Here is a 15,555-nt window from a genome sequence, read left to right on the forward strand (position 1 = left end):
CCGCGCATGCTACGCCCGAACGCACGCCCGTCATCCTTGGGCTTACATCTGGAGCCACGACGCGCGGCGGCAACGCGGCCGCGTGCACGACCGCCCAAAGTGGCGGGACGACGACTGCATCACGGCCCGCCCTTTCGGCGTGCCTCGATTTCGATCGAATTGCCAAAGAGGGTGCCCGCCCCATGAGCGAGCTCGCCATGCGACTGATTCTCGGCCTCCTGCTGGCCGTCGCCTTCGCCCTACCGGCCGCCGCGCACCCCCATGTCTGGGTCAGCGTGCGCAGCGAGATCATCTATGCGCCCGACGGCAGCATGACCGGCGTCCGCCACACCTGGAGCTTCGACAAGGCTTACTCCGCCTATTCGGTGCAGGGGCTGGACAAGAACGGCGACGGCAAGGTGACGCCGGACGAGCTGACGGAGCTAGCCAAGGTGAACACCGAATCGCTCAACGAATACGGCTACTTCACCCACGCCCGCGTGAACGGCAAGGAGCTCGAGTTCGCCGAGCCGGTGGATACGGCGATGGAATACACCGACGGCCAGCTGACGCTCAGGTTCCTGCTACCGCTGAAGCGGCCGCTGCCGGCCAGCCGCACGCTGATGCTCGACGTCTCGGATCCGACCTATTTCGTCGACTTCACGCTCGCCGACGGCCCCGATCCGGTGCGCCTCGCCGGCGCGCCGGCGGGCTGCACTCTCACCGTCATGCGCCCCAAGACGCAGGCGCCCGACACGCGCAACCTGTCGGAGAGCTTCTTCACCGCGCTGGACCAGTCGTCCGATTTCGGCAGCCAGTTCGCCAACAAGGCGCTCGTCGCATGTCCCTGAGCGAGGGCGGCGTCGCCACGTCAGCGATCGCGGCGCGCCACGGCCGGCTCGCCCGGCGCATCGCCGTGGCGGTCGCCGCGGTCGCGCTCGTGGCGGCGGCACTCGCGCTCATCGCCTGGGCGGCGGGCCAGGCTGCGGCGCCGGCACCGCCCAAGAGCCCGTTCGGCACCGGTCTGCGCGAGGCGGCGCCCACCGGCAGCTTCGGCGCGCTGATCCTGGCGCTGCAATCGCGCTTCTACCAGGCGCTCACCAACGGCCTCCAGGTGATCGCCGAGACCGGGAGCGGGCTGTGGGCCCTGATGGGCGTCGGCTTCGCCTACGGTGTCTTCCACGCCGCCGGCCCCGGGCACGGCAAGGGGGTCATCTCCGGCTACCTGCTGGCCAACGAGCAGACGCTGGCGAAGGGCTTCGTGCTCAGCCTGGCGGCGGCCGTGCTCCAGGCCCTGGTCGCCATCGCCATCGTCGCCGTGCTGGCGGTCGTGCTCAACGCCACCGCCGCCTCCGTCAGCGCCACCGCCAACCTCATCGAGCTGGCGAGCTTCGCCCTGGTGGCGGCAGTCGGCGCCGTGCTGCTGTGGCGCAAGGCGGGCAAGCTCGTTGCGGTGGCGACGCCCAGCGGCGATGCGGCCGCCGCCGACGACTGCGACCACGCTCACATGCCCTCGGCCGCCGAGGTCGCCCGGGCCGACACGGTGCGCGGCTGGATCGGCGTGGTGCTGGCGGCGGGCACCCGTCCCTGCTCCGGCGCCATCATCCTGCTGGTCTTCGCCCTGTCCCAGAAGGCCTTCGCCGTCGGGGTCGCCGCCACCTTCGCCATGGCGCTGGGCACGGCCATCACCACCGGGCTCGTGGCAGCGCTGGCGGTCTTCGCCAAGGGCCTCGCGCTCAGGCTGGCCGGTGGCCGCGGACGCGGCGGAACCGTCGTCGTGGCCGGCCTCGAGGTGCTCGCCGGCGCCTTCGTCTTCGTGTTGGGGACGGCGCTGCTGGTCGGCCTCGCCTCGGCCGGCGCCGGCTGACGGCGAAGAGCCCTTTAGGCGATCCGTTCGCGCGCCGCTTCCGCGACGCGGCTGGCGAGCTGGATCAGCGACCGGTCGGAGCCCGCGGGGCCCAACAGCGACAGGCCGAGGGGCCGTTGTCGCTCTCGACCACCGGGATGGTCACCTGCGGGAAGCCGGCTAAACTCGCCAGGCACAGCAGCCGGACGGTGCGGTTGCGGAAATCCTCGATGGCCGCATCGGCCTCGTTCAGGAACGGCGGCGGCGCCGGCATGGTCGGCAGCACCAGCACGGTGCCCTCCCCAGCAGCGCCGTCAGATGCTGGCGGAAGCGCACGCGCAGCGCCCGCGCCTCGGCCACGAGCGAGTCGGTCACGTCCTTGCCGAAGGCGAAGCGCTCGGCCAGCGCCGGCGAGAGCGGCGGCTCGATCTCTTCGATGAAGGCGTGATGCGCCTCCCAGGCCTCGCGCGACTGGATATGGCGGAACGCCCAGTACAGGTCGTCGATGTTGGGCGCCGCGTCGGTGGTGTCGTCGAGCATGCCAAGCCGCAGCTCGATGCGGCGCAGCACGCTTTCGAGCTCCGCCGCCGTCTCGGGCTTGGCCACGGCGAAGCAGCTGCGAGCGATCAGGAAGCGCGCGGCGCCCGGCAGCGCCGTGGTGTCGGGGCCGAGCAGGACGGCGCCGACCCGGGCCAGCATCTTGGCGTCCCGCGCAAACCAGCCCACCGTGTCGAAGCTGGGGGCGAGCGGCTCGCACAGGCTGTTGTCGACCCGGCCGAAGGTCGGGCGGATGCCGAAGATGCCGCAATAGGAGGCCGGAGCGCGCAACGAGCCGCCGGTATCGGTGCCCAACGAAAAATCGACGAGCCGCGCCGCCACGGCCACCGCCGAACCGGAGGACGAGCCTCCCGGGATGCGGCCGGGAGCGGCCGGGTTGACCGGCGTGCCGAAATGGCAGTTGCGGCCGAGGATCGAGAAAGCGAACTCGTCCGTGTGGGTCTTGCCGGCAAAGCGGGCGCCGGCGTCGAGCAACCGCTGGACGACCGGGGCGGTGGACGGCTTGATTCCGGAGGCGGCGAGCTTGAGCGGCGTGCCGCAGGAGGTGGGATAGCCGGCGACGTCGATGACATCCTTGACGGCAAAGCTCAGACCCGACAGCGGCCCGGTGGACGCGTGGGCAACCGCCGCTGGGGGATAGGGCATGAAGGCCTTGAAGGTCTCGTGATGCATCCACCCTCGCTCTGAGCCGTTCGTGGGACCAACCCGCGTGGCGTTCGCCTGCTTCATCGCTCGACGCGCACGGCCCTGCAACCGATGCGCCGTCAGCCAGCCGGATCCGCCACGCCGGAGCGCTTCACGCTCGGATGGGCTCACCCGACCGCAAGAAAGCGCTCCAGTTTCGAAGAGTCCGAGCATTTCTGTCCGATCGGACGGAGATGCTCTCGGGCGTCGGGCGCTCCGCCGGAACGAAGCTGCCGCCCTAGCTCTTCAGTCTCAGCATCGGAACAACCCCAAAACCGGCGTCCACCCCGGGTCCGATGCTCTGGTGCCGATGTCGTTTAGGAAGCCACCTTAGCGGAAACGAAGTGGCGCTTGAGCCGAATCGCGCGAATGCGCCCATGCGTGCCCTGCAGGGCAAGCCGCGTCGCTGGCAGCGGCCGCATCGCCTTGTCAGGGGGCTTCGTCATAAGCTATTTCTCGTGGCTTGATCGAAAGGACGTCGTTTGTCGGCAGATACGGAAAACAAGCTCGCACCGCAAGGCCGCGTCAACTGGCGCAATCTGCTCACCCTTGGCTCGCTGACGCTGCTCGTCGGCACCGAGGTGATGGGCGCAGCCATCGCGGGCGGCTGGGCCGTCGCCGGCCTGCTGGAGCTGGGCACGACGATCGAATACGCGTTCATGGTGATCTTCGGCTGCATCGGCCTGTGGGCCATGATCGCCTTCGTGCGCAGCGCGCTGAGGGTCGAGCCGGTCTTGACGCGCTAGCTGCTTCGCGGTTGGTGGCATCACCCAATCGCAAGAGAGGCGCTTGGGTGGCTCTGCATACAAGTCTTACCGGTTTGGCGCTGACGGAGCCGCCGTGCCCCCTCGCCCCGCCTGCGGGGAGAGGTGCGCCGCTGGACCGGCGGCCTGAACGTCGATGCCATGTCGGGGCCAGGACCTTCCACCACACTAGAGCCAAGGCGCCGGAACCATCGCCTCAGGGAGTCGGCCAGGGCGTTTCGGCCACCGGCGTGAGCGGGCCGCGTCCGGCAAACCAGTTGGTCAGGTTGTCGACCACCAGCTGCGACATGGCCGTGCGCGTCTGCACGGAGGCCGAGCCCACGTGGGGCAGCAACACCACATTGTCGAGCGCGATCAGTTCCGCTGGCACGTGCGGCTCGTGCGCGAAGACGTCCAGCCCCGCGGCGGCGATCGTTCCGGCCTGCAAGGCCGCGATCAGGGCCGGCTCGTCCACCACCGAGCCGCGGCCCACGTTGACCAGGATGCCGTCGCGGCCGAGGGCCCGCAGCACCTCGGCGTCGACGATGCCATGGGTTTCCGCGCCGCCCGGCGCCACCACCACGAGGATGTCCACCGCCGCCGCGAGCGCCGGCAACGTCGGGTGATAGGCGTAGGCCACGCCGGGCTGGCGGTGGCGCCCGTGGTAGGCGACCGGGAGGCCGAAGGCCTCGCAGCGCGTGGCAATGGCCTTGCCGATGCGACCCAGACCGAGGATGCCGATGGTGCAGCCGCGCAGCGAGCCGGTGAGCGGGAACGGCCCAGCCGGCCATCGCCCCTCACGCACATAGCGATCCGCCTGGGGCAGACGCCGCACCGTCGCCAGGATGAGGCCGAGCGTCAGGTCCGCGACCTCGTCGGTCAGCACGTCCGGCGTGTTGGTGACGACGATGCCCTTGCGGCCTGCGTGGACGGCATCGACGGCATCGTAGCCGACACCCAGATTGGCGATGATCTCCAGCCGCGGCAACGCATCGATGAATGCCGCATCGACCTTGGAGAAGCCGCCGGCCACGGCGCGGGCCCGATCGGCGACCGCATCGAGCACGGCAGCGCGGTCAACTGCGCCGTAACAGCGATGCACCGTAAAGCCGGCTTCCAGCGCCCGCTGTGGTCCGGGCATGAGCGGACTGACTTGAACCACCTCGACCTGGGACATGGCTGACCTCTCCGACGCCCCACCGATAAGCCGCTCCGGCCTATCCTGTCCATCGGTGGCGGCCCCCCGGCTGGAGCGGGGATGCACCTAGACGACGGCGCTGTCCTCGAACTCGTCGTCCAGAGCGTCGGCCGCCTCGTCCTCGGTCTCGGTGCCCGCGAGGTTCTTCGCGACGCGCCGCAGCAGCTTGCGCAACCGGCGCCGCTCCTTGGCGTCGAAGCCGTCGAGCAGTTCGTCCTCCACCTCGTCCCAGAGCTGGACGATGGAAGCGGCGCGCTGGACACCGTCCGGCGTCAGCCGCACGCGCACCACGCGGGCGTCGCCGGGCTCGGCCTGTCGCGTCACAAGGCCCTGCGCCGACAGGCGCGCCACGGTCTTCGAGGCGGTCGGGGGCTTCACGCGCAGCAGGTCGGCCAGTTCGCCCATGGTCATGGCCTCCACCTCCGAGAGCGCCTGCAGCACCTGCTCCTGCCCCGGGAACAGGCCCAGCGCCGATAATCGCTCGCCCATGCGGGTGCGGTGCAGCCGCGCCGAATGGACGAGCGCCCACCCCACGCTCTTGCGGATATGATTTTTCATCGGCTCGTCTCGCTTGGTGCGCCCGGGCTGGCCGAGCCCTGATCCCTGGAACATCTCCATCCGATCAGACGGGCTCATCTGATCGGATGGAGATGCTCCAGCTCTTGAATCTGGAGCGCTTCTCTCCGATCGGGTGAGGCCACCCCATCGGGAAGCGCTCTGGCGGCGTGCTTAGCTCGCCAAGGAATTAGCTTGCCGTCGAAATAGTACTTCGCGGGCAGTGACGAGTCGATGACGTAGAGTGAACGAATAGCCGACGCCGGGATCAGCATAACCGAGGCGGGCCGGTGCTTCGCCACCCGACTATCCGTCGGGGCCGACGGCGCTGTCGTGCCAGCGCCGCAGCAAGATATGCGACAACAGCGCGAGGCTGGCATAGATCACGATGCCGGCGATCGAGATCAGCGCCAGCGCCGCGAACATGCGCGGCACGTTGAGGCGATAGCCGGCTTCGACGATGCGGTAGGCCAGGCCCGAGCCTTGCCCGGAGGATCCCGCGGCGATCTCGGCGACGATGGCGCCGATGAGGGCGAGGCCGCCTGCGATGCGCAGGCCCACCAGGAAACTGGGCAGGGCGGCGGGAATGCGCAGGCGCAGCAGCTCCGCCAGCCGCGAGGCGCGGTTGAGGCGGAACAGGTCGCGCAGATTGGGATCGACGCTGTTCAGTCCGGCCAGCGTATTCGACAGCACCGGGAAGAAGGCGACGACAAAGGCGCAGGTGAGCACGGCCGCATCGGGGGAGAGATAGATGAGCAGCAGCGGCGCTATGGCGATGATCGGCGTCACCTGCAGGATCACCGCGAACGGATAGAGCGACAGCGCGACCCAGCGCGACTGGGCGAAGAGGACGGCCAGGGCGACGCCGCCGACCGTCGCCACGGCCAGCGCCTTGAGCGTGGTGCGCAGCGTGACCCAGAGCGACGCCGACAGCGTCGGCCAGTCGCTGACCAGGGTGGCGGCGACGAGCCCCGGCCCCGGCAGGATGTAGGGCGGAATGCCGTTCAACCGCACCACCAGGTCCCACGCCAGGATGGCGCCGGCGAAGGCCAGGGCCGGCATGCCCCACGCCAGCACGCGCTCATGGCCGCCGCCCCTCATGGGGCGACGCTCCCGGCGGCCCCGGCAATGGCGGCGAAGGCGCGGCGGCATTGCTCGGCATAGTCCGCCGTGCCGCGGAAGGCCGCGGTGCGAGGCGCCGGCGCCTCCACCACGATCTCGTCGGTGACCCGGCCGGGTCGCCCGCTCATCACCACGATGCGGTCGGCCAGATAGACGCTCTCGTAGGTGGAATGGGTGACGAAGACGATGGTGCAGTCGAACGCCGCCCGGAGCGCCAGGAGATCGTCGTTGAGCTTGAAGCGGGTGATCTCGTCGAGGGCGGCGAACGGCTCGTCCATCAGCAGCAGTTGCGGCCGCGTCACCAGCGCGCGCGCCAGCGAGACGCGCATGCGCATGCCGCCGGAGAGCTCGCGCGGGAAGGCACGGCCGAACCCGGCGAGGCCGACATGGTCGATCATCTCCTCGGCGCGACGCCGGGCCTCCGCCCGGCCCACGCCCGCAAGGTCGAGCGGCAGCCGCACGTTGGCGGCGACGCGGGCCCACGGCATCAGCGTCGGCTCCTGGAAGACGAAGCCGATCGGGGCGCCGTCGCCCGCGGCCAGATGGCGCTCGACGACGCCGCTGGTCGGAGCGGCGAGGCCGGCCATGATGCGCAGCGCCGTCGACTTGCCGCAGCCCGACGGGCCGAGCAGCGCCAGCAGTTCGCGCTGGCGCACCACGAGATCGAGGCCGGCCAGGGCTCGCGTTCCGTTGGGGTAGCTCTTGCCGACACCGAGCAGACTGATGGCAGCGGGCGCCGGCATCGGCTCGACGTCCGCCACCGCCAGTCCGCTAGCGCCTGAGGTCAAGCCCGACGCCCTTGTTCACGAAGGCCAGCGTGTAGCTCTTGGTGTAGGCAAGCCCGGGGTTCACCAACCCGGCGTTCGCCGCGAGACCGAAGAAGTGCTTGAACCGTGCATCGGTCATGGCGCCGATGCCGAGCTTCAGCGTGTCGCCGGAGTCGACGATGCCGTACTCCTTCATCTTGGCCCGCGAGAAGGCGAGCTGCTCGTCGCTCATGTCCGGGTTGGCCGCCTTGATCAGCGCGTTGGCGGCGGCCGGATCGCCGTAGAGATAGTTGTACCAGCCGATGATCGAGGCATCGACGAAGCGCTGCACCATGTCGGCCTTGCCGGCGACGACGTCGCTGCGTGTCTCGATGGTGGTCGAATAGGTGTCGAAGCCGTAATCGGCGAGCAGGAAGACGTTGGGCTTGAAGCCGCCCTGCTTCTCGACCGCCAGCGGCTCGGAGGTGCTGTAGCCCTCCATGGCGGATTGCGGATCGGCCAGGAACGGCGCCACGTTGAAGGTGTAGGGCCGCGTCATGTCCTCCTTGAAGCCGAACGCCGCCTTCATCCACTGGAAGTAGGAGACCAGCCCCTCGCGGGCGATGAACAGCCGCGCCTTCTTGAGATCCTCCCAGGTATCGAGGCCCTGGCCGGGGCGGGACAGGATCGCCTGCGGATCCTTCTGGAAGATGGCGGCGACGACGACGACCGGGATGTTCTCGGCCACCGCCGAGAACGGCTGGAGCAGATTGCCGCCCATGTAGAAATCGAGGCGGCCGGCAGCGAGCAGCATGCGGTTGTTGCTCTGCGGACCGCCCGGCACGATGGTGACGTCGAGGCCGTACTTGGCATAGGTGCCGTCGGCCACCGCCTGGTAGAAGCCGCCGTGCTCGGCCTGGGCGAGCCAGTTGGTGCCGAAGGTGACCTTGTCGGCCGCCAGCGCCGCGCCGGCACCCAACAGGAGCACGATGCCCGCCCACATGCCGCCCAACCACCGGATCATGTCTGATCTCCCCCATCTGTCGCCGTGCCTTTGTCCCGCGAGACGGCTAAGCTGACAAGACGGCGAATACCTTCGTTCTGCATAGATCACCTCGCGTTCGGGATGAGCACCTTGGCCCAGAGTTTCCAGACCGTACGATCTCCCGGCGCGCCACAGTTCCGCCGCAGCCGGCTGTGGGACGAGCTCACCACCGAGGATTTCGCCGCCCGCGAGATGGCGCGCACCATCGCCGTGCTGCCGGTGGCGGCGATCGAGCAGCACGGCCCGCATCTGCCGACCGGCACCGACACCTTCATCATGGAGGGCCACCTGGCGCGCGTGCGGACCCTGCTGGAGGACGGCGCCGGCAGCGAGCCGCCGGTGGTGGTGCTGCCGACGCAGACGGTCGGCCTGTCGACGGAGCACGTCGCCTTCGCCGGCACGCTCACGCTCTCGCCGGAAACGGCGATCCGCGCCTGGCGCGAGATCGGCTACGGCGTGACCCGCGCCGGCTGCCGTAAGCTCGTCATGGTGAGCTCCCACGGCGGCAACAGCCCGGTCATGGACGTGGTGTCGCGCGCGCTGCGGCTCGAAGCCGGGCTCCTCGTCGTGCTGACCTCGTGGGCCCGGCTCGGCTACCCGGACGGCCTCTTCGACGCCGACGAGATCCGGCACGGCATCCACGGCGGCGAGATCGAGACCTCGCTGATGCTCGCCTTCCGGCCGGATCTGGTGCGCATGGAGCAGGCCGCCGACTTCGCGTCGCGGACACGGGCCATGGAGCAGGAGTACGGCCTGCTCCGCGCCGACCGGCCGGCGGGCTTCGCCTGGCTGGCGCAGGACCTCCACGCCGCCGGCGCCATCGGCAACGCCGCCGCGGCGACCGCGGAGAAGGGCGAGGCGGCGGCGAACCACGCGGCGGCCGCCTTCGTCAGGCTGCTGGGCGAAGTGGCCGACTTCGACCTCGGCGAGGCCGCCGGAAAGCCGAAGCCGGGATTTATCTAGCGGGCACAAACCCACCGCGTCATGGCCGGGCTTGACCCGGCCATCCATCCACTTGGAAAACAACAACATTCGGGCAGCCCTATCGGGCTGACGCTGCTTGCTGCAATGGATGGCCGGGTCAAGCCCGGCCATGACGTCGGATCACAAAGCGCTCTAAGCGGCGCCGTCCGCCTTCCAGGGGAAGATCCAGGTCTCGGTGAGCGCCTTGCTGCCGGCGCGCAGGAAGACGCGCACGTCCACCGTCTGGCCGGCAGGCGCCTCGATGTCGACGCCGGCGCGGAAGCCCTGGACCTGCGGGTTGGGCATGATGAAGGTGCGGATGATGCGGCCGGACGAGATCGAGGCATCGACCTGCACCTTGCTCGGATCCTTCAGCCAATAGGACAGTTCGCCGCCGTTGAAATCGACCATCAGGCGGCGGGTGTTGGGCTTCACGACCTCCGACGAGCCCAGGGCCTTGGGCGCCGACTGGTAGCTGTTGACGGCCATGCCGCCCGGATGCAGCCCCGTCGTGTCGCCGACGGCCTTGATGGCATAGCGGTAGACCAGTGTCTGCCCCGGCTCCGCCTGCTGCTTGGGCACCCAGGCGACGACGACGTTGTCGTTGGTCTCGTCGGTGGTGGGCAGCTCGACCAGTTCCACATGGCCCTCGCCCCACTGGCCGCGCGGCTCCACCCAATAGCCGGGCCGCTGCTCGTAGGCGATGTCCAGGTCCTCGTAGTGCTCGAAGATACGGTCGCGCTGCATCAGCCCGAAGCCGCGCACGTTGCTCTCCATGAAGGAGGAGATGGCGAGTTCCTTGGGGTTCCTGAGCGGCCGCCAGATCCATTCGCCGGTGCCGGAATGGATCAGCAGGCCGTCGGAATCGTGCACCTCCGGCCGGTAGTCGTCGATGAAGCGGCGGTCGTTCTCGCCGATGAAGAACATCGAGGTGAGCGGCGCGATGCCGAGCTTGGCGATGGGCTTGCGCGGAAACACGGTCGCCACGGTGTCGACCACAGTTTCCTTCGCCGGATAGACGTTGAACTGATAGGCCCCCGTCACCGACGGGCCGTCAAGCAGCGCATAGACGACGGCGCGGCTCTCGCCGCCGGGCTGGACGTCGACCCAGAATTCGCGGAAGGCCGGAAACTCCTCCTGGCCGCCGATGCCGATGGCGAGGCCGCGCGCCGACAGGCCGTACACCTGCCCGCGCCCCAGGAAGCGGAAGTAGCTGGCGCCGATGAACGAGATCAGCTCGTCGTTGACGGTGGGATTGTTGAGCGGATAGTGCAACCGCAAGCCGGCAAAGCCCACGTTCACCGGCAGCGGCTTGTCGAACTTGTTGCGGCCGTAGTCGAACAGCTGCGCCGAATACGGCACCGGGGTGGCGATGCCGTCGCGCACGACGTTCACGATCACCGGGCGCTGGAAGAGGAAGCCCAGGTGGAACATCTGCATGCGGAAGGGCGTGTTGCTCGACGCCAACAGGGCCTTGTCGGGGCGGAAGCGGATGTCGCGCCAGGCGTCGAAATCGAGCTTCGCCAACGCCTCCGGCAGCTGGCTTGGGCGGTCGTCGTAGGGGACGAGGGACAGTTCGCGCGCGCGGCGAACCACGTCGTCGTAGCCGAACGGCTTGATGGCGGGGCCGGCTGGCGGCGGCGCATCGGTGCGCGCCGGCGCCGCTTGCGTGCCCTGGGCCTCGGCCGCCGCGGCGCTCGCGGCGAGGGAGACGAGGGCGGCCAGGCCCTCGATGAAATGCCGTCGGGAAAGAACGCTCATTCGCCTCACACGTGAATGTTAGCCGCCACCCGATATCGCGCCTGCGCCCGATTTTTGGAGAGACGGATTAGGCGATCCCGCCGGGTCGGTCCAGTGCGGGAGCGCCAGTACGAGCGCCGGCCTGGGCGTGGCGGCGCCGGGCCCATGGCCCGGGTCACGGTTGGCGGCCGATGGTGGAAATTTTTTGACCCAACCGCACTTTCCGGCCCGAAAAACACTTGTGATAGGGCGACGCGCACACTATTAAACGCCCTGCCCAATTTCGCACGTGCCTGTGGCCGCGTGCCGGTTGGTGGGCATCCGGACAAGAGGCCGGACAGCCGCCCGAGGTTGAAAGGGTCGATGGCTTGGGGTGGGACACCCCGGGCAGGTCGGCCCCGATCGCAAGATCGGACCTCAACATACAACCGGCAGCCGGAGGCGAAACCGGCGAACCCCGCTCTCCACGGGGGACGCAGCTTAAAGCAACGACGGAGCGGGCTTTTTTGGTCTCGTCGGCCCTCCAAAGGTCGACACCGAAGAGGCTTGTCCATCATTGCCGGGCGTGCGGATCGGGATTCTCCCTGTCCAAACCAAGGCAGCACGGTCGGTTCGAGAGAAGTCGCGCCGCAGCGTCTCCACAGCGCTACGGAAGCGAGCTCTTCAACCGCATCATGCCGAACGACCGCGGAGTGGGTTCTCCCGGCCGTTCATTGAGCTTTTGGGGAGGGCGCCATGACGTCGCGCATCCGTGAGTTTCTGCGCAACCGCCGCGAGGACGGGCCGTGCCTGGTCGTCGACCTCGACGTCGTGCGTGACAACTACCTGACCTTCGCCAAGGCCCTGCCGGACACGCGCATCTTCTATGCGGTGAAGGCGAATCCGGCCCCGGAGGTCCTGCGTGTCCTCAACGGCCTGGGCTCGTGCTTCGATACGGCGTCCGTCGTCGAGATCCAGCTCGCGCTCGACGCGGGCGCCACGCCCGATCGCATCTCCTTCGGCAATACCATCAAGAAGGAGCGCGACATCGTGCGCGCGCTCGAGCTCGGCGTGCGCCTGTTCGCCGTCGACTGCCAGGCCGAGGTCGACAAGATCGGCCGCGCCGTGGCGCTGGTCGGCGCGCGCGACGTCAAGGTGTTCTGCCGCGTGCTCTGCGATGGAGCGGGCGCGGAATGGCCGCTGTCGCGCAAGTTCGGCTGCGATCCGCAGATGGCGCCCGACGTGCTCGAGCATGCCCATCGACTGGGCCTGGAGGCCTATGGCGTGTCGTTCCACGTCGGCTCCCAGCAGCGCAACACGGAGGCCTGGGACGGGGCGCTGGCGATGGCCTCGTCGGTGTTCCGCGCCTGTGCGGAACGCGGCATCTTCCTGTCGATGGTCAATCTCGGCGGCGGCTTTCCGACGAAGTACCTGAAGCAGGTTCCGGCCGTGGGCGCCTATGGCAGCTCGATCTTCCAGGCGTTGCGACGACACTTCGGCAACCGTATCCCGGAGACGATCATCGAGCCCGGTCGCGGCATGGTCGGCAACGCCGGCCTGATCCAGGCCGAAGTCGTGCTCGTGTCCAAGAAGAGCGACGCCGACCGCGTGCGCTGGGTCTACCTCGACATCGGCAAGTTCGGCGGCCTCGCCGAGACGATGGAGGAGGCGATTCGCTATCCGATCCGGACGCTGCGCGACGGTGACGAGAAGGCGCCCTGCGTGCTCGCCGGCCCGACCTGCGATTCCGCCGATGTCCTGTACGAGAAGGAGCCGTACTGGCTGCCGGTGAGCATCGAGATCGGCGACAAGGTGCTGATCGAGGGAACCGGCGCCTACACGACCACCTACTCGGCGGTGGCGTTCAACGGCTTCCCGCCGCTGAAGTCCTACATCATCTGATCGGACGCCGAACGCGCCGGCCTGCCGGCTCGTTCTCACCCATCCCATCCTTTGTCCGGACGGCCTGCGTGGGCAACCGCGCGGGTGCGAGGGCTGCCACCTCCGCACATGAGGACGAGCGGCCATGATTTCGATCGCCGACGAAACCCCCTTCGAAGTCGCTGCGCGCGAAGCGCTGCTCGATCGCGCCATGGGCGCTGGCCGCTTCGAGAAGGCGAGCGAGCGCCTGCGCGAGGATCGCCTGCCCGTCGGCGGCCTCTCCCTGGTCGCGCGCGACGGCGGACCGAGCGGCCCGCGGCTGCTCGGCACGGTGCGACTCTGGCATGTGAGCGCCGGGCCGGCGCGCCCGGCGCTGCTGCTCGGCCCGCTCGCCGTCGACCCCGACCGCCAGGGCGACGGCATCGGCTCGGACCTGATGCGCGAGGCGCTGCGGCGCGCCTCCGCAGGCGGCCACGCGGCAGTGCTGCTGATGGGCGATGCGCCGTACTATGAGCGCTTCGGCTTTTCGGCGGCCAAGACCGGCGCGCTGTGGATGCCCGGCCCCTACGCCCCCGAGCGGCTGCTCGCCCGCGAGCTCGCGCCGGGTGCGCTCGACGGCGCTCGCGGCCTGATCAGCGCCACCGGCACCCGTGCGCCCAAGCCGGATCTCGCCCAGCTGGTGGCAGCCGCCGGTCACACGGAACGGAGGTTGGCTCGCGCTGCGTGAACCGCAGCCAGCTTCCCCATCAACACCACAGTGACACCCTTGACGGGGCGAGGCCCATCGGCCTCGCCCCGCCCGCGCGCGTTCAGATCCGGCGGAGCCCGTCGACCTGAGCGCCGCGGCAATCGATACGCTGGACGCATTTTCAGCAGGACGCGGCCCTGCGCTCAGCCGGACAAGCGTTGCGCGACCGAACGATTGATGGGATGGCGCCGGCAGCCTTTGCTGGCGCACCTCCTGTCGTCCGCTCGTCGTCGAAGAGCTTTATCAGCCGCCGTTTCGGAAGGAGAACACCGATGACCTCGTCGTCCGAGTCCTGGCCCATCCATGGCCGCATCACCGGTCCTATCGTGATGATCGGTTTCGGCTCCATCGGGCGGGGCACGCTCCCCCTGATCGAACGGCACTTCGAGTTCGACGCTTCGCGCCTGGTCGTCATCGACCCCTCCGACAAGGATCGCGGCCTGCTGGACGAGCGCGGCATCCGCTTCGTCCAGGCGGCGCTGACGCCGGCAAACTATCGCGACATCCTGGCGCCGCTGCTCACGGCCGGAGGCGGCCAGGGCTTCTGCGTCAACCTGTCGGTCGACACCGGCTCGATCTCCATCATGGAGCTCTGCCGCGAGCTCGGCGCGCTCTACGTCGACACGGTCAACGAGCCGTGGCTCGGCTTCTATTTCGACAAGAACCTGTCGACCTCGGACCGCTCCAACTACGCGCTGCGCGAGAAGCTGCTTGCCGCGCGCCGCGCGAGCCCCGGCGGGACGACCGCGATCAACTGCTGCGGCGCCAATCCTGGCATGGTCTCATGGTTCGCCAAGCGCGCCCTGCTCAATCTGGCCACCGACCTCAACATCCCGCACGACGAGCCCAAGAGCCGCGAGGAGTGGGCCGACCTGATGCGCCGCACCGGCGTCAAGGGCATCCACATCGCCGAGCGGGATACGCAGCGCGCCACGTCCGAGAAGCCGATGCAGGTGTTCGTCAACACCTGGTCGGTCGAGGGCTTCGTCTCCGAAGGCCTGCAGCCGGCCGAGCTCGGCTGGGGCACCCATGAGACGTGGATGCCCGAGACCGGGCGCGTGCACGAGCACGGCTGCGGGGCCGCCATCTACCTGCTGCAGCCCGGCGCCGACACGCGCGTGCGCAGCTGGACACCGACGGCGAAGGCCCAGTACGGCTTCCTCGTCACCCACAACGAAGCGATCTCGATCGCCGACTACTTCACGGTGCGCGACGGCGACAAGGTGGTCTACCGGCCGACCTGTCACTACGCCTACCACCCGTGCAACGAGGCGGTGCTGTCGCTGCACGAGATGTTCGGCCAGGCCGGCCGCGTGCAGGAGGAGCAGCACATCCTCGACGAGAACGAGATCGTCGACGGCATCGACGAGCTCGGCGTGCTGCTCTACGGCCACGGCGGCAACGCCTATTGGTACGGCTCGCAGCTCTCCATCGACGAGACCCGCAAGCTCGCCCCCTACCAGAACGCCACCGGCCTGCAGGTCACCTCGGCCGTGCTCGCCGGCATGGTGTGGGCGCTGGAGAACCCCAACGCCGGCATCGTCGAGGCGGACGAGATCGACTTCCGCCGCTGCCTGGAGGTTCAGCTGCCTTATCTGGGCCCGGTGGTGGGCGTCTACACCGACTGGACGCCGCTCGACGGACGGCCGGGGCTGTTCCCCGAGGACATCGACACCAGCGACCCCTGGCAGTTCCGCAACGTGCTGGTGCGGTCGTAGAGGCAGCCGGCCTCCGGTTCCAGCCGCGCACCCGGCCGGGCTTGCGGCTA

Annotated in this window: 15 protein-coding genes; 7 read left to right on the top strand and 8 right to left on the bottom strand. The window is 69.1% G+C overall.

What is annotated here, in order from left to right; genetic code table 11:
- Window positions 1–197 precede the first annotated feature (197 nt).
- On the top strand, window positions 198–830 hold the full coding sequence (locus tag ACZ5PO_RS01710) for a DUF1007 family protein (RefSeq protein ID WP_464189620.1): 633 nt from the start codon (window positions 198–200) through the stop codon (window positions 828–830).
- A complete protein-coding gene (locus tag ACZ5PO_RS01715; protein ID WP_464189622.1) occupies window positions 821–1,846 on the top strand; it encodes a nickel/cobalt transporter in 1,026 nt (341 codons plus the stop codon). Before ACZ5PO_RS01710 ends, ACZ5PO_RS01715 begins: the two co-directional genes overlap by 10 nt.
- A 64-nt stretch (window positions 1,847–1,910) precedes the next feature.
- Here the strand turns inward: ACZ5PO_RS01715 and ACZ5PO_RS01720 are convergent, their stop codons facing one another.
- Together ACZ5PO_RS01720 and ACZ5PO_RS01725 are read right to left on the bottom strand one after the other, a co-directional pair.
- Window positions 1,911–2,117, bottom strand: coding sequence for a hypothetical protein (locus tag ACZ5PO_RS01720; protein ID WP_464189624.1), 207 nt, complete (start codon window positions 2,115–2,117; stop codon window positions 1,911–1,913).
- Window positions 2,075–3,055, bottom strand: coding sequence for an amidase (locus ACZ5PO_RS01725; RefSeq protein ID WP_464189626.1), 981 nt, complete (start codon window positions 3,053–3,055; stop codon window positions 2,075–2,077). Before ACZ5PO_RS01725 ends, ACZ5PO_RS01720 begins: the two co-directional genes overlap by 43 nt.
- A gap of 494 nt (window positions 3,056–3,549) precedes the next feature.
- On the opposite strand from ACZ5PO_RS01725, the gene ACZ5PO_RS01730 reads away from it, so the two are divergent.
- Complete coding sequence (locus ACZ5PO_RS01730) at window positions 3,550–3,813, top strand: hypothetical protein (protein WP_464189628.1); 264 nt, start codon at window positions 3,550–3,552, stop codon at window positions 3,811–3,813.
- Between the two features lie 214 nt (window positions 3,814–4,027).
- Here the strand turns inward: ACZ5PO_RS01730 and ACZ5PO_RS01735 are convergent, their stop codons facing one another.
- The 5 genes from ACZ5PO_RS01735 to ACZ5PO_RS01755 all read right to left on the bottom strand — a co-directional run bounded on the left by ACZ5PO_RS01735 (window position 4,028) and on the right by ACZ5PO_RS01755 (window position 8,455).
- Complete coding sequence (locus ACZ5PO_RS01735; RefSeq protein WP_464189630.1) at window positions 4,028–4,987, bottom strand: 2-hydroxyacid dehydrogenase; 960 nt, start codon at window positions 4,985–4,987, stop codon at window positions 4,028–4,030.
- Between the two features lie 87 nt (window positions 4,988–5,074).
- A complete protein-coding gene (locus ACZ5PO_RS01740; protein WP_464189632.1) occupies window positions 5,075–5,566 on the bottom strand; it encodes a MarR family winged helix-turn-helix transcriptional regulator in 492 nt (163 codons plus the stop codon).
- A gap of 303 nt (window positions 5,567–5,869) precedes the next feature.
- Window positions 5,870–6,625, bottom strand: coding sequence for an ABC transporter permease (locus ACZ5PO_RS01745; RefSeq protein ID WP_464196610.1), 756 nt, complete (start codon window positions 6,623–6,625; stop codon window positions 5,870–5,872).
- A 35-nt stretch (window positions 6,626–6,660) separates the two neighbouring features.
- On the bottom strand, window positions 6,661–7,428 hold the full coding sequence (locus tag ACZ5PO_RS01750; RefSeq protein ID WP_464196612.1) for an ABC transporter ATP-binding protein: 768 nt from the start codon (window positions 7,426–7,428) through the stop codon (window positions 6,661–6,663).
- Window positions 7,429–7,456: 28 nt separating this feature from the next.
- Entirely contained in the window at window positions 7,457–8,455 is a 999-nt protein-coding gene (locus ACZ5PO_RS01755) for an ABC transporter substrate-binding protein (protein WP_464189635.1), read from the bottom strand.
- 111 nt (window positions 8,456–8,566) lie between these two features.
- Here ACZ5PO_RS01755 and ACZ5PO_RS01760 point away from each other — a divergent pair, with 111 nt between their 5' ends.
- Window positions 8,567–9,439, top strand: a complete 873-nt coding sequence (locus ACZ5PO_RS01760; RefSeq protein ID WP_464189637.1) for a creatininase family protein — start codon at window positions 8,567–8,569, stop codon at window positions 9,437–9,439.
- Window positions 9,440–9,592: 153 nt separating this feature from the next.
- Here the strand turns inward: ACZ5PO_RS01760 and ACZ5PO_RS01765 are convergent, their stop codons facing one another.
- Complete coding sequence (locus ACZ5PO_RS01765; RefSeq protein ID WP_464189639.1) at window positions 9,593–11,200, bottom strand: OpgD/OpgG family glucan biosynthesis protein; 1,608 nt, start codon at window positions 11,198–11,200, stop codon at window positions 9,593–9,595.
- A 714-nt stretch (window positions 11,201–11,914) separates the two neighbouring features.
- On the opposite strand from ACZ5PO_RS01765, the gene ACZ5PO_RS01770 reads away from it, so the two are divergent.
- The 3 genes from ACZ5PO_RS01770 (at window position 11,915) to ACZ5PO_RS01780 (ending at window position 15,505) form a co-directional block, all read left to right on the top strand.
- Entirely contained in the window at window positions 11,915–13,060 is a 1,146-nt protein-coding gene (locus ACZ5PO_RS01770; protein ID WP_464189641.1) for a type III PLP-dependent enzyme, read from the top strand.
- A gap of 124 nt (window positions 13,061–13,184) precedes the next feature.
- A complete protein-coding gene (locus tag ACZ5PO_RS01775) occupies window positions 13,185–13,766 on the top strand; it encodes a GNAT family N-acetyltransferase (protein WP_464189643.1) in 582 nt (193 codons plus the stop codon).
- A gap of 293 nt (window positions 13,767–14,059) precedes the next feature.
- The gene (locus ACZ5PO_RS01780; protein WP_464189645.1) at window positions 14,060–15,505 is read left to right on the top strand and encodes a homospermidine synthase; all 1,446 of its coding nucleotides are present in this window, start codon (window positions 14,060–14,062) and stop codon (window positions 15,503–15,505) included.
- Window positions 15,506–15,555: the final 50 nt, after the last annotated feature.

This window comes from Chelatococcus sp. KU-N122 (assembly GCF_055391085.1).

What these genes read in the sequence shown, in the direction of transcription:
- ACZ5PO_RS01765 (WP_464189639.1), bottom strand. Translation starts at nt 11,200, where the DNA reads ATGAGCGTTCTTTCCCGACGGCATTTCATCGAGGGCCTGGCCGCCCTC.
- ACZ5PO_RS01780 (WP_464189645.1), top strand. Translation starts at nt 14,060, where the DNA reads ATGACCTCGTCGTCCGAGTCCTGGCCCATCCATGGCCGCATCACCGGT.
- ACZ5PO_RS01725 (WP_464189626.1), bottom strand. Translation starts at nt 3,055, where the DNA reads ATGCATCACGAGACCTTCAAGGCCTTCATGCCCTATCCCCCAGCGGCG.
- ACZ5PO_RS01745 (WP_464196610.1), bottom strand. Translation starts at nt 6,625, where the DNA reads ATGCCGGCCCTGGCCTTCGCCGGCGCCATCCTGGCGTGGGACCTGGTG.
- ACZ5PO_RS01770 (WP_464189641.1), top strand. Translation starts at nt 11,915, where the DNA reads ATGACGTCGCGCATCCGTGAGTTTCTGCGCAACCGCCGCGAGGACGGG.
- ACZ5PO_RS01715 (WP_464189622.1), top strand. Translation starts at nt 821, where the DNA reads ATGTCCCTGAGCGAGGGCGGCGTCGCCACGTCAGCGATCGCGGCGCGC.
- ACZ5PO_RS01710 (WP_464189620.1), top strand. Translation starts at nt 198, where the DNA reads ATGCGACTGATTCTCGGCCTCCTGCTGGCCGTCGCCTTCGCCCTACCG.
- ACZ5PO_RS01775 (WP_464189643.1), top strand. Translation starts at nt 13,185, where the DNA reads ATGATTTCGATCGCCGACGAAACCCCCTTCGAAGTCGCTGCGCGCGAA.
- ACZ5PO_RS01735 (WP_464189630.1), bottom strand. Translation starts at nt 4,987, where the DNA reads ATGTCCCAGGTCGAGGTGGTTCAAGTCAGTCCGCTCATGCCCGGACCA.
- ACZ5PO_RS01755 (WP_464189635.1), bottom strand. Translation starts at nt 8,455, where the DNA reads ATGATCCGGTGGTTGGGCGGCATGTGGGCGGGCATCGTGCTCCTGTTG.
- ACZ5PO_RS01740 (WP_464189632.1), bottom strand. Translation starts at nt 5,566, where the DNA reads ATGAAAAATCATATCCGCAAGAGCGTGGGGTGGGCGCTCGTCCATTCG.
- ACZ5PO_RS01750 (WP_464196612.1), bottom strand. Translation starts at nt 7,428, where the DNA reads ATGCCGGCGCCCGCTGCCATCAGTCTGCTCGGTGTCGGCAAGAGCTAC.